This is a genomic window from Streptomyces sp. NBC_01092 (genome assembly GCF_045039535.1).
Taxonomy (GTDB): Bacteria; Actinomycetota; Actinomycetes; order Streptomycetales; family Streptomycetaceae; genus Streptomyces.
The window spans coordinates 7613121-7626699 of sequence record NZ_CP108659.1; the positions used below are offsets into that span (position 1 = coordinate 7613121).

Below are 13579 nucleotides of genomic sequence, written 5' to 3' on the forward strand. Positions count from 1 at the left end.
CCATGACGAACGACACCAGCGGCGACGTCCGCCTCTCCGGCATCAGCAAGACCTACGGCTCCTTCACCGCCGTGCACCCGCTCGACCTGACCGTCCCGCAGGGCTCCTTCTTCGCCCTGCTCGGCGCCTCGGGCTGCGGCAAGACCACCACGCTGCGCATGATCGCCGGCCTGGAGGAGCCCAGCGGCGGCACCGTCCACCTCGGCGATCAGGACGTGACCGCGCTCCCGCCGTACAAGCGGCCGGTGAACACGGTCTTCCAGTCCTACGCCCTCTTCCCGCACCTCGACATCTTCGAGAACGTCGCCTTCGGCCTGCGCCGACGCGGCATCAAGAGCGTGAAGAAGCAGGTCGAGGACATGCTCGACCTCGTCCAGCTCGGCGAGCAGGCCCGCAAGAAGCCGCACCAGCTCTCGGGTGGCCAGCAGCAGCGCGTGGCCGTCGCCCGCGCGCTGATCAACCACCCCAAGGTGCTTCTCCTCGACGAGCCCCTCGGCGCCCTCGACCTCAAGCTGCGCCGCCAGATGCAGCTGGAGCTCAAGCGCATCCAGACCGAGGTCGGCATCACCTTCGTCCACGTCACGCACGACCAGGAGGAGGCCATGACGATGGCCGACACGGTCGCCGTGATGAACGCGGGCCGCGTCGAGCAGCTCGGCTCGCCGGCCGACCTGTACGAGAACCCGCGCACGACCTTCGTCGCCAACTTCCTCGGCACCTCCAACTTCATCGAGGCCGAGGTCGACTCCAAGAGCGGCGACGACATCGTGCTGAAGGCGGGCGGCGGCAAGCTGGTCCTCCCCGAGGAGCGGTGCAGCGCGCCCACGACGACCGGCGGCAAGGTGCTGGTCGGCGTACGCCCCGAGAAGATCTCCCTCACGCATGCCGACGAGGCGGGCGAGATACCCGAGGGCCGCAACCGCATCACCGGCAGGATCGCGGACTCCTCCTTCATCGGCGTCTCCACCCAGTACGTCGTCGACAGCCCCGTCTGCCCCGAGTTCGAGGTCTACGCCCAGAACATCGACCGCGACACCCGGCTCGTGCCCGGCGCCGAGGTCGTCCTGCACTGGAACCCGGCGCACACGTTCGGCCTGGACGCCTCGCAGTCCCTGCTTGCTGGGACGACGGGCTCCGCCGGCATCCAGGAAGAGGCGGCGGTCTGATGGCGACAGTCACCGAGGCGCCCCCGCCTCTCACCCCGACCGCCCCGGAGAAGAAGCCGCCCCGCAAGCGCGGCCGTCTGGTGCCGTACTGGCTCCTGCTGCCCGGCATCCTGTGGCTGGTCGTCTTCTTCGCGCTGCCGATGATCTACCAGGCCTCCACGTCCGTGCAGACGGGCTCCCTGGAGGAGGGCTACAAGGTCACCTGGCACTTCGCGACCTACTGGGACGCCCTGTCGGACTACTACCCGCAGTTCCTGCGCTCGGTGCTCTACGCCGGCTCGGCGACGATCCTGTGCCTGGTCCTCGGCTATCCGCTGGCGTACCTCATCGCCTTCCGCGCGGGCCGCTGGCGGAACCTGATCATGATCCTGGTGATCGCGCCGTTCTTCACCAGCTTCCTGATCCGCACGCTCGCCTGGAAGACGATCCTCGCGGACGGCGGCCCGGTCGTCGGCGCCCTCAACACGCTGCACGTCCTGGACGTCACCAGCTGGCTCGGGATGACCGAGGGCGACCGCGTGCTGGCCACGCCGCTCGCGGTGGTGTGCGGTCTGACGTACAACTTCCTGCCGTTCATGGTCCTGCCGCTCTACTCCTCGCTGGAGCGCATCGACCCACGGCTGCACGAGGCGGCGAACGACCTGTACGCCAGGCCGAGCACCACCTTCCGCAAGGTCACCTTCCCGCTGTCGATGCCGGGCGTGGTCTCCGGCACGCTGCTGACCTTCATTCCGGCGGCGGGTGACTACGTCAACGCGGACCTGCTGGGCTCCACCGACACCCGCATGGTCGGCAACGTCATCCAGACGCAGTTCCTGCGGATCCTGGACTATCCGACGGCCGCGGCCCTGTCCTTCATTCTCATGGCCGCCATCCTCGTCATGGTGACGCTCTACATCCGCAGGTCGGGAACGGAGGATCTGGTTTAAATGACCTTCGTCAACTGGCTCAAGCGCAATCTCGTAGTCATCGCGGGACTGGTGACGCTCGCTTATCTCCTGCTGCCGAACGTCGTAGTGACGGTCTTCTCCTTCAACAAACCGAAGGGGCGCTTCAATTACCAGTGGCAGGAGTTCTCCACGGCCGCCTGGCAGGACCCGTGCGGCGTCTCCGACCTGTGCGGCTCGCTGTCGGTCAGCCTCCAGATCGCGTTCTGGGCGACCCTCGGCGCCACGCTGCTGGGCACGATGATCGCCTTCGCGCTGGTCCGCTACCGGTTCCGCGCGCGGGGCGCCATCAACTCGCTGATCTTCCTGCCGATGGCGATGCCCGAGGTCGTCATGGCCGCCTCGCTGCTCACCCTGTTCCTCAACCTGGGTGCTCAGCTCGGCTTCTGGACGATCCTCATCGCGCACATCATGTTCTGCCTGAGTTTCGTCGTGACGGCGGTGAAGGCGCGTGTGATGTCGATGGATCCACGGCTGGAGCAGGCCGCGCAGGATCTGTACGCGGGCCCGTTCCAGACCTTCGTCCGGGTCACCCTGCCGATCGCCGCCCCCGGCATCGCGGCCGGCGCGATGCTCGCCTTCGCGCTGTCCTTCGACGATTTCATCATCACCAATTTCAACGCGGGCTCCACCGTCACCTTCCCGATGTTCGTCTGGGGCTCGGCCCAGCGCGGAACGCCCGTTCAGATCAATGTCATCGGTACGGCCATGTTCATCATCGCCGTACTGTTCGTCCTGGCCTCCATGGCCATCGGAAACCGCCGCAAGAAGCAAAAGGCATAAGCACCTGTAGGGAGTTGAAATCATGGCCCCAAGCGCCATGAGTTCTGGCAATCACTGGACGAAATCCCTTTCCGACGCCCAGCCGGTCCCGTACTGGCTGGACGACCCCGGCCGACCCCACCCCGAACCCGCGCTCACCACCGCCGAGACCTGCGATCTGCTGGTCGTCGGCGGCGGCTACAGCGGACTGTGGACCGCGCTCATCGCCAAGGAGCGCGACCCCCAGCGGGATGTCGTCCTGGTCGAAGGCCGCGAGGTGGGCTGGGCCGCCTCGGGCCGCAACGGCGGCTTCTGCGCCGCTTCGCTCACCCACGGTCTGCCCAACGGACTCACCCGCTGGCCGGACGAGATCCATCAGCTGGAGGAGCTGGGCGCCCGCAACCTCGACGAGATCGAGAGGGCGGTCGCCCGCTACTCCCTGGACTGCGACTTCGAGCGCACCGGCGAGATCGACGTCGCCACCGAGACGTACCAGCCGCGGGAACTGCGCGACTGGTACGAGGAGTTGAGGGACAAGGGCCTCGCCGAGGGCATCGAGTTCCTGGACACCGAAGCGGTACGGGCACAAGTCGACTCACCGACATTCCAGGCGGGTCTGTACGACCGCCGGGGCGTCGCCATGGTCAACCCGGCCAAGCTGGTGTGGGGCCTGAAGCAGGCGTGCCTGGACCTCGGTGTCCGCGTCTACGAGCACACCCCCGCCCTGACCCTGAAGCCGTACGGCGCGGGGATGGCCGTACGCACTCCGTACGGCTCGGTCCGCGCCCGCAAGGTCGCGCTCGGCACGAACATCTTCCCGAACCTGGTCAAGCGGGTGCGCGCCTACACCGTCCCGGTCTACGACTACGCCCTGATGACCGAGCCGCTCACCGAGGACCAGCTCGCCTCGATCGGCTGGAAGAACCGCCAGGGCCTCGGCGACTCGGCGAACCAGTTCCACTACTTCCGCCTCTCCGCCGACAACCGCGTCCTGTGGGGCGGCTACGACGCCGTCTACCCGTACGGCGGCCGGGTGCGCGCCGAGTACGACGACCGCCCGGAGACGTACGCCAAGCTCGCCGGGCACTTCTTCACCTGCTTCCCGCAGCTGGAGGGCACCCGCTTCACGCACGCGTGGGGCGGCGCGATCGACACCTGCTCGCGCTTCTCGGCGTTCTTCGGCACGGCCCATCAGGGCAAGGTGGCGTACGCGGCGGGCTTCACGGGGCTCGGCGTCGGCGCGACCCGGTTCGGCGCGGACGTGATGCTGGACCTGCTGGCGGGGGAGCAGACTGAGCGCACGCAGCTCGAAATGGTCCGCAAGAAGCCGCTGCCCTTCCCGCCCGAGCCCTTCGCCTGGACCGGCATCGCCCTCACGAAGTGGTCGCTGGCCCGCGCGGACGCGCACGGCGGGCGGCGCAATCTGTGGCTGAAGGCGATGGACCGGCTGGGCCTGGGCTTCGACAGCTGATGTGACCCAGATCACTCTGAATTCATCTCGCGAACCCGCGTAATGCAAGCCGGGCGACCTCCCTCTCCCTCGTGACGCGACCAGCGTCCACGAAGAAAAGAGGGAGGTCACCGTCATGACAGGGGCGAAAACGGCGGTCGAGTGGCTGGCGTCCGTGGCTCCGAACCCCGAGGCCTGCCGCTGGGAGTGGGAGCGCAATCCCCTCGGGGTCACGCTGCTGCCGGCCGGCAAGGCCTGGGACGTACTCATCCTGCCGGGCGAGCTCGGCTATCCGACCCTCGATGTGCTCACCCGCATCATCGACCAACTGGGCCCGGTCCTGGTCGACTTCGGCGACTCGCGCATGGGCTTCTTCGTGCCGCCCGGCACGGCCGCCCGCTGGCTCGGCACCGGCATCCGTACGGCCGGGGCCGGCACCTGGATCGTCGTTCCCTACCCGGGCCGCTCCACCGGCGGTATCCGCTGGCTCGTCCCACCGGACGGCACCGGCACCCTCGTCGACCCGGCACTCCTCGAACTGGCCATGCACGAGGCGGCGGCGGGTCTCGCCGACTCTTGACAGAAGGATTGGTCTGGACCAAGTTGTGTGCGGCTCCACCCTCCCTTTCCCCCATGCCCGGAGGCACTTGTGGATCGCTTCAGACCTCTGGCCCTCCTGACGGCCGCGGCACTGACCCTGTCCGGCGTCACCGCACTCTCGTCGGCCGCCCGTGCGGCCGACGCGGACCTCGCCCGCAACGGCGGCTTCGAGTCCGGCCTCGACGCCTGGACCTGCACGGCCGGTACGACGGTCAACTCACCTGTGCGCAGCGGAAGTTCCGCACTCCAGGCCACCCCGGCCGGCAGCGACAACGCCCGGTGCGCACAGACCGTCACCGTGAAGCCGGACTCCCAGTACACCCTGTCCGGATACGTCCGCGGCTCGTACGTCTATCTCGGCGCGAGCGGAACCGGCACCACCGACGTCTCCGCCTGGACCCAGTCCGCCCCCTCCTGGCAGCAGCTCACGACGACCTTCCGCACCGGCCCCTCCACCACCCGCGTCACCCTCTACACCCACGGCTGGTACGGCACCGGGGCCTACCACGCCGACGACATATCCCTCGTCGGCCCCGGCGTGGACGCCGGCCAGCCGCCCGCCGCGCCGACCGGCCTGAAGACGGGTGCGACCACCTCGTCCAGCGTCGCCCTGTCCTGGTCGGCGGTCACCGGCGCGACGGGCTACGCCGTCTACCGCGACGGCGCCAAAGTCCAGACGGTGACCGGCACTTCGGCCACGGTCGCCGGGCTCTCGCCCTCCACGGCCTACAACTTCCAGGTCGCCGCGGTGAACGACGCGGGCGAGTCGGCGAAGTCGGCCACGGTGACCGCGACGACGACCGCGGGCACCGGCACCCCCGTGGAACTCCCGGCCCACGCCCTGGTCGGCTACCTCCACGCGAGCTTCGCCAACGGCTCGGGCTACACCCGCATGGCCGACGTCCCCGACAGCTGGGACGTCATCGACCTGGCCTTCGGCGAGCCCACCTCGGTCACCTCGGGCGACATCCGCTTCGAGCGCTGCCCGGTGACGGAGTGCCCGAACGTGGAGTCCGACGCCGACTTCAAGGCGGCCATCAAGGCCAAGCAGGCGGCCGGCAAGAAGGTGCTGATCTCGATCGGCGGCCAGAACGGCCAGGTGCAGCTGACCAGCACGGCGGCGCGGGACACCTTCGTGACGTCGGTCTCGAAGATCATCGACGAGTACGGCCTCGACGGCCTGGACATCGACTTCGAGGGCCATTCGCTGTCCCTGAACGCCGACGACACGGACTTCAAGAACCCGAAGACACCGGTGATCGTCAACCTCATCTCGGCCGTGAAGACCCTGAAGGCGAAGTACGGCGACGACTTCGTGCTGACGATGGCCCCGGAGACCTTCTTCGTCCAACTCGGCTACCAGTACTACGGCACCGGCCAGTGGGGCGGCCAGGACCCGAGGGCGGGGGCGTACCTCCCGGTCATCCACGCTCTGCGCGACGACCTGACGCTCCTGCACGTCCAGGACTACAACTCGGGCCCGATCATGGGCCTCGACAACCAGTACCACTCCATGGGCGGCGCCGACTTCCACATCGCCATGACCGACATGCTGCTGACCGGCTTCCCGGTGGCGGGCAACGCGAGCAACGTCTTCCCGCCCCTGCGCCCCGAACAGGTCGCCATCGGCATGCCGGCGTCGACCAATGCGGGCAACGGCCACGTCCCCCCGGCCGAGGTCACCAAGACCCTGGACTGCCTCACCAAGAAGACGAACTGCGGCTCGTACGCCACGCACGGCACCTGGCCGGCGCTGCGCGGCCTGATGACGTGGTCGATCAACTGGGACCGCTACTCGAACTGGGAGTTCCAGCGGACGTTCGACGGCTATTTCGGCTGAGGAACAGCCACAGCAGCGACAGGAGCACCGTGCACAGGCACCAACTGGCCACGACGTCCAGTGGCCAGTGGTAGCCGCGCCGGACCAGGCCGAAGCCGACGCCGAGATTGAGGGCGGCGCACACGGCGAGAAGAGTGCGGCGGGCGAGTGCGGAGCGCAGCCAGGGGAGGAGGAGCAGGGCGGCGGCGCCGTACGCGACGGCGGCCGTGGCCGTGTGCCCCGACGGGTAGTAGCCCGTCGCGGGCGGCACGGCCGGGGTACCCGGCCGGTCGGTCAGTTCCTTGAGGGGGACGATCAGGGCCGGCACCAGGGCCATCAGAACGGCCGCGGCGGCGGCCGGCCACCACCAGTGGTCTGTACCAGTACGGCGATGCCGCCAGGTGACGTACAGCAGGACGACCGCCATCACCGGCACCGCGACCGGGATATTGCCCAGGTCGGCGAGGAGCTCGGAGAGGCGGTCGGGGTGGATCAGGGCCCGGCTGGCCGCCTCGTCGAGGTCGACCAGCGGGCCGTCGGCCACCACCTGCCAGGTGATGAGCGCGAAGAGAAGGGCCACAAGCCCGAGAAGAAGGAAGAGGGAGGTCGGCCGCCCCGGAACAGGGGGGGTGGTTCCGAGGCGGCCGTCCGGATCGGAAGGTCGCGCGCCCCGGGGGGTTTGGGGCGGGCGACTGTCCGATCGGTGAGGAGATCCGGAGCCGGAAGCTCCGGGTGTGTGCGCGAGGGCACGACCAGGTCGAAGCTGGGGAGGCCACGGCCTGATGTCGCCCAGAGTCCCCTCTGGGCGGGGTGTATCTCTCATCTGGTTAGAACCTACGACAGGGCGAAGGCGTTAGACAGACGGAATCGCGTCCTGACATCCACCTCGCACACCTTCTTCACACGCTCTGACTACGGCCGCCCCAGCCCCGGAATCAACGGAGTTGTCAGGGCCGGGGCGCATGGGGTTCCCGGGGTGGGAACCCCGTCTCCCACCAGTGGTTTCGCTGTGACCTCAGATGCGGGTGAAGGCCTGCTCGATGATGTCGAGGCCCTCGTTCAGCAGGTCCTCGCCGATGACCAGCGGGGGCAGGAAGCGCAGCACGTTGCCGTAAGTGCCACAGGTCAGGACCAGCAGGCCCTCGGCGTGGCAGGCCTTGGCCAGCGCGCCGGTCGCCTCCGGGTTCGGCTCCTTGGTGGCGCGGTCCTTGACCAGCTCGATGGCGATCATGGCGCCACGGCCGCGGATGTCGCCGATGATGTCGAACTTCTCGGCCATCGCGGTGAGGCGGGCCTTCATCGTGGCCTCGATCGCCTTCGCCCTGGCGTTGAGGTCGAGCTCCTTCATCGTCTCGATGGAGCCGAGCGCACCGGCGCAGGCGACCGGGTTGCCGCCGTAGGTGCCGCCCAGGCCACCCGCGTGCGCGGCGTCCATGATCTCGGCGCGGCCGGTCACGGCGGCGAGCGGGAGGCCACCGGCGATGCCCTTGGCGGTGGTGATCAGGTCCGGGACGATGCCCTCGTCCTCGCAGGCGAACCACTGGCCGGTGCGGCAGAAGCCGGACTGGATCTCGTCCGCGACGAAGACGATGCCGTTGTCCGAGGCGAACTTGCTGAGCGCCGGCAGGAAGCCCTTCGCCGGCTCGATGAAGCCGCCCTCGCCGAGCACCGGCTCGATGATGATCGCGGCGACGTTGTCCGGGCCGACCTGCTTGGTGATCTGGTCGATGGCCTGCGCGGCGGCCTCGGGGCCGGCGTTGTCCGCACCGGTCGGCCAGCGGTAGCCGTAGGCCACGGGCACCCGGTAGACCTCGGGCGCGAACGGGCCGAAGCCGTGCTTGTACGGCATGTTCTTCGCGGTCAGCGCCATGGTCAGGTTCGTACGGCCGTGGTAGCCGTGGTCGAAGACGACGACGGCCTGACGCTTGGTGTACGCACGGGCGATCTTGACGGCGTTCTCGACGGCCTCGGCGCCGGAGTTGAACAGCGCGGACTTCTTGGCGTGGTCACCGGGCGTCAGCTCGGCGAGGGCCTCGGCGACCTCGACGTACCCCTCGTACGGCGTGACCATGAAACAGGTGTGGGTGAAGTCCGCGAGCTGGGCCGACGCCCGGCGTACGACGGCCTCGGCGGAGGCCCCGACGGAGGTCACGGCGATGCCCGAACCGAAGTCGATCAGCCGGTTGCCGTCGACGTCCTCGATGATGCCGCCGCCCGCGCGCGCGGTGAACACGGGCAGCACGGAGCCCACGCCCTGCGCGACCGCGGCGGTACGGCGGGCCTGCAACTCCTGTGACTTCGGACCGGGGATGGCGGTGACGACGCGGCGCTCCTGCGGAACTGCACTCATGAGGGGCTCCTGGGGGTTTTGCTGAAGCTTGTCTTGTTCTTCTCTTCTTTTCTCGCAGGCTAGGGCGGGGAGTGGGGGGTGGGCATGCTCCATGTGGGCGTTGTCGGGAGCGTCGGTTGTCCGTGGTGGACATGGCGTTCGCGAAGACACCCGGCCGTGTAAGCGGTGAACTCCCCATCGGAGGGCACTAGATTGGCTCGCTGACGGTGGACGGAACGGCTGGTCAGGGGGCAAGGGCGATGGACAGCGACGGGACGCACGACGCGCGGGGCACGCACGCGAACCCTGTGCCGCGTCCGGCGGTGCCTCCGGACGCGCCCGCGGTGCCGCCGCGGCCGGCGTGGGAACCGGGGGAGCCGAGGCGGCAGGAGAGCGGCCAGGGCGAGGCGGTCGCCGCCTGGCTCGACGAATCCCGACCCGAGGCCGGGACCGGCATCTGGCGCTTCGGTTACCGCATGCCGAAGGCGGGCCCGAACGGGGAGCGGCTCGCTCCCGTGACCGTCATCGGCATGTTGATCCCGCTCGCCGTGGCGCTCGTCGTGTGGTCCTTCTGGCGGCGCGGCGCGATCCCGTACCAGTACACCTTCCTGCGGTTGTTCACCCCGGACGATTGGTGGTGGGGCGGCACGCTCGCCTCGCCCAAGCGGCTGGAGGACCAGTCGATCCAGTACCCGGGCGTGGAGGCGCTGCAGGTCTACAACGGGCTCTTCTTCGCCCTGCTCGTCTACGCCGTGGGCCGGCTGGGTGGCTGGCCGGCCGTCGTCCGCCACGTGCTGGTCCGCAGGCCCCAGCCCGCCCGCGCCCTGCTCGCCGCACTCGTCGGCCTGGTCACCCTCAGCTTCGTGTTCCCGGACGCCTTCCCCGGCGTCGGCTGGGACGCCCTGCCGATCGTGAACCCGCTGTTCTCGCTGATCGCGCTGATCAGCGACGGGTACGGGATCTACGAGTCGCCGTGGGCGACGGACGCGCTCTACGCCCTCATCACCCTTGCGGTCCTGTGGCCCTTCGCCAGGCTCGGCGGCTGGTGGTCCCTGGCCCGGAGCCGGCTCGCCGCCCGCGGCCGCGCCGCACGGGAAGAGGACGCGTCGTCGGTGGCCGAGCAGTCCCGCGCCCGCTGGCCCGAGCTGCGGGAGGCCGGACAGCACCAGGCGGCCGAGGTGCTCACCGCCGAGGTGCTCGCCGGGCGGATGAACGACGTCGACTGTGCGCGGGTCGAACACGGCTGGGTCCGGGCCCGGCGCCAGGGTCGGCTCGCCGTCTTCACGGACACGGTGCTGCGCCAGGGTGGCGCGGCGTTCACGCATCCCTCCGGCGCCCGGGACCTGCACGGCCGCGCCGCCCGGCACGACCTGCTCACCGGACAGGTGCGCATCGGAAAGTGGGCGGCCGCCGAGCGCGCGCCGCTGGCCTACGGCGGCGTGGGCGCGGCCCTCGGGCGCGAGACGCTGGGCACCTCGATGCTGGTGGTGGGGCCGTCGGGCGCCGGGAAGACCCGGCATGTGATCGCCCCGGTCGTCGAGTCCCTCGCGCTCCAGGCGCTCACCGGCAGCTGCGCGGTCGTCGTGGTCTCCAGCGCGGGCACACCCGTCGGGTCGGACTCGTCGTACGACGTCGTGGTGCGCGTCGGCGACCCCGCCTCCGTGCACGACCTCGACCCGTACGCCGACTCCGACGACCCCGACGAGGCGGCCGGATTCCTCGCCGAGGCCCTGGCCGGGGACCTCGACACCGTCGGCGCCGAGCGTGCGGCCACCGCGCTCGCCCAGCTCCTGGGCCCCTACCGTGCCGCCCACGGGCGCTTCCCCGCCCTGCCCGTCCTGCGGGAACTGCTGGAAGGGCACCCGACGGCCCTCGCCGACCTGCGCCGGCGGCTCGCCGACGACCGGCACACGGCGATGCGCCGCGAACTGGAGGCCCGTGCCCGGCAGACCGGCACCTCCGGCGACCCCGGTCCCGCGCTCGCCGACCGGCTCGCCCTGCTGGACCGGCCCGCGTTCGCCGACTTCTTCGGCTCGGGCGGCGACACGATCCGCCCGTTCTCGCTGCGTGCCGTCGCCCACCACCCGCTGCGCGTCCGCATCGACCTGCCCGAGCACGGACACGAACAGGCATCCCGCCTGATCGCCCGGCTGGTGCTGGCCCAGTTCGCGGGCGTTGCGCGCGAAGCCTCACGCGACCACTTCGTCAGCCTGGTCCTGGACGATGCCACCGGCACCGTCACCCCCACGTCGGTGCGGCGGATCCAGCGGCTGCGGTCGCAGAACGCCGGTGTCGTGCTCGCCCTGCGCACGGTCTCCGACGTGCCGGAGCCCCTGCACGGGCCGCTGTACGGAGCGGTCGGCTGCCGGATGGCGCTGGCCGGGGTGACGACCTGGGACGGCAGCCGGTTCGCCGACGCCTGGGGCACCGAGTGGGTCGAGACCAAGGACGTCGCCCGGCACACCGTCTTCGCCGACCAGCCGATGACCCGGGCCATGCACGCCCTGCGCAAGCTGGTGACCGGCAAGGCCGTGACGACGGAGGCGGTGACCGTGCGCCAGGTCGAGCGGGAGCGGTGGTCGGCGTCCGACCTCGCGCACGGGGTGCCGCCGGGTCACGCGGTGCTGTCGCTCACCAGCGTCGAGGGCGAACACGCGCCGCCCTTGCTGGTGGATCTGCGGGGCTGACCTCGGCATACGGGTGTGCGGCCACGCGGCGACCATACGGTGAGGCAGAATCGACACAGGTCGTTCATACATGGCGGCCAAAAGATCACAGAGATCACACCGACTTGAAGGCCTCATGCCCCCCACGCTCTCCTCGCTCGTCCACCACTCCGCGCTGAAGCTGACCGTGCGGGCGGGCGAGGACCGCCTGGACGTGCCCGTGCGCTGGGCGCATGCCAGCGAACTCACCGACCCCGTGCCCTACATGGAGGGCGGGGAGCTGCTGCTGATCACCGCGCTGAAGCTGGACGCCGAGAACCCCGAGGCGATGCGGCGCTATGTGCGGCGCCTGGCGGGCGCGGGAGTGGTGGGGCTCGGCTTCGCGGTCGGCGTCAACTACGAGGACATCCCCGAGGCCCTGGTCGACGCGGCGGCCGAGGAGGACCTGCCGCTGCTGGAGGTGCCGCGCCGCACGCCCTTCCTCGCCATCAGCAAGGCAGTGTCGGCGGCCATCGCGGCGGATCAGTACCGGGCGGTGACGGCGGGGTTCGCGGCGCAGCGGGAGCTGACCAAGCAGGCGCTGACCGACGGGCCGGAAGGCCTGCTGGCCGGGCTGGCCTCGCAGGTGGACGGCTGGGCGGCGCTGTACGACGCCTCCGGTGCCGTCGTCGCGACCGCGCCCGAGTGGGCCGGGCGGCGGGCGGCACGGCTCACGGCGGACGTGGAGCGGCTGCGGGAGCGGCCCGCGCCGGCGTCGTCCGTGGTGGGCGGGCCGGAGAACGAGGACCGGGTCGAACTGCACACCCTCGGCACGGGCCGTCGGCCCAAAGCGGCCCTGGCCGTGGGAACGGCGGCCGCGCTCGGCACGGCGGAGCGGTACGCCGTCCACTCGGCCATCGCGCTGCTGACGCTGACGACCGAGCGCTCACGGTCCCTCCAGGCGGCCGAACAGCGGGTCGGCGCCGCTGTGCTGCGGATGCTGCTCGCCGGGCAGCCGGACCATGCGCGGGCCGTGGCCGGGGGCCTGTACGGAGGGCTCCTGGACGCGCCGTTCCGGGTGATCGTCGCCGAGTCGGCGTCGGTGTCGGCGGCACGGGTCGTGGACTCCGGGACGCGGGTGCCGGTCAACAAGGCGACCGCCGCGGTGCTGGTCGCCGCCTCCGAGGCGAACGGCGATCCCCTGGGCGCGCTCACCGAGATCGTCGAGTCCGCGGCGGCCCGCGCCGGGGAGGCGGTGCTGGTGGTGCCGGAGGGGGAGGGGGAGACGGCGCGACTGGTGGTGCTCGCGGCGGACGGGGGTGCGGCGGTCTCGGCGTGCGCGGAGTACGCGGCGGCGCTGGAGGCGGCGCGCGTGGGGGACGTACCGGAGCAGCCAGTGGGAGCCGACGAGGACGAGCTGGTCGTCGGGCTGTCGGCGCCGGCCGGGCCCATCGCCGCCGCATCGGCGTACAAGCAGGCCCAGCAGGCGCTGTCGGTGGCCCGGCGGCGCGGGCGGGTCTTCGTGGAGCACGAGCAGCTGGCCGCGGGGTCGGTGCTGCCGCTGCTCGCGGACGACGCGGTGAAGGCGTTCGCCGACGGGCTGCTGCGGGCCCTGCACGAGCACGACGCGACGGGGCGCGGGGACCTGGTGGCCTCGCTGCGGGCGTGGCTGTCCCGGCACGGCCAGTGGGACGCGGCGGCCGCGGATCTCGGGGTGCACCGGCATACGCTGCGCTACCGGATGCGGCGGGTCGAGGAGATCCTCGGGCGGTCGCTGGACGACGCGGATGTGCGGATGGAGCTCTGGCTGGCCCTGAAGGCGACGTCGCCCGAGGAGATGGGCTGAGAGGCACGGGGCCTG

Annotated in this window: 10 protein-coding genes; 8 read left to right on the forward strand and 2 right to left on the reverse strand. The window is 70.7% G+C overall.

Annotated elements, in window-relative coordinates:
• The first annotated feature begins 2 nt into the window (after positions 1–2).
• The 6 genes from OG254_RS34735 (at position 3) to OG254_RS34760 (ending at position 6765) form a co-directional block, all read left to right on the forward strand.
• Complete coding sequence (locus OG254_RS34735; RefSeq protein WP_405589722.1) at positions 3–1166, forward strand: ABC transporter ATP-binding protein; 1164 nt, start codon at positions 3–5, stop codon at positions 1164–1166.
• Entirely contained in the window at positions 1166–2095 is a 930-nt protein-coding gene (locus OG254_RS34740; protein WP_351188514.1) for an ABC transporter permease, read from the forward strand. Before OG254_RS34735 ends, OG254_RS34740 begins: the two co-directional genes overlap by 1 nt.
• On the forward strand, positions 2096–2896 hold the full coding sequence (locus OG254_RS34745) for an ABC transporter permease (protein ID WP_405589726.1): 801 nt from the start codon (positions 2096–2098) through the stop codon (positions 2894–2896). It abuts the gene before it with no gap.
• 22 nt (positions 2897–2918) lie between these two features.
• Positions 2919–4346 (forward strand): NAD(P)/FAD-dependent oxidoreductase, encoded by a 1428-nt coding sequence (locus OG254_RS34750; RefSeq protein ID WP_405589729.1) that lies wholly within the window; start codon positions 2919–2921, stop codon positions 4344–4346.
• Between the two features lie 115 nt (positions 4347–4461).
• Complete coding sequence (locus tag OG254_RS34755) at positions 4462–4905, forward strand: hypothetical protein (RefSeq protein ID WP_351188523.1); 444 nt, start codon at positions 4462–4464, stop codon at positions 4903–4905.
• 69 nt (positions 4906–4974) lie between these two features.
• Positions 4975–6765, forward strand: coding sequence for a chitinase (locus OG254_RS34760; RefSeq protein ID WP_405589732.1), 1791 nt, complete (start codon positions 4975–4977; stop codon positions 6763–6765).
• Here OG254_RS34760 and OG254_RS34765 read toward each other — a convergent pair.
• Both OG254_RS34765 and gabT read right to left on the reverse strand, forming a co-directional pair.
• A complete protein-coding gene (locus tag OG254_RS34765; protein WP_405595371.1) occupies positions 6704–7537 on the reverse strand; it encodes a phosphatase PAP2 family protein in 834 nt (277 codons plus the stop codon). The genes OG254_RS34760 and OG254_RS34765 overlap by 62 nt on opposite strands.
• 222 nt (positions 7538–7759) lie before the next feature.
• The gene (gabT, locus tag OG254_RS34770) at positions 7760–9094 is read right to left on the reverse strand and encodes a 4-aminobutyrate--2-oxoglutarate transaminase (protein ID WP_351188532.1); all 1335 of its coding nucleotides are present in this window, start codon (positions 9092–9094) and stop codon (positions 7760–7762) included.
• A gap of 239 nt (positions 9095–9333) precedes the next feature.
• Here gabT and OG254_RS34775 point away from each other — a divergent pair, with 239 nt between their 5' ends.
• Positions 9334–11760, forward strand: coding sequence for an ATP/GTP-binding protein (locus tag OG254_RS34775; protein ID WP_405589736.1), 2427 nt, complete (start codon positions 9334–9336; stop codon positions 11758–11760).
• 115 nt (positions 11761–11875) lie between these two features.
• Complete coding sequence (locus tag OG254_RS34780) at positions 11876–13564, forward strand: PucR family transcriptional regulator (protein ID WP_405589739.1); 1689 nt, start codon at positions 11876–11878, stop codon at positions 13562–13564.
• Positions 13565–13579 lie beyond the last annotated feature (15 nt).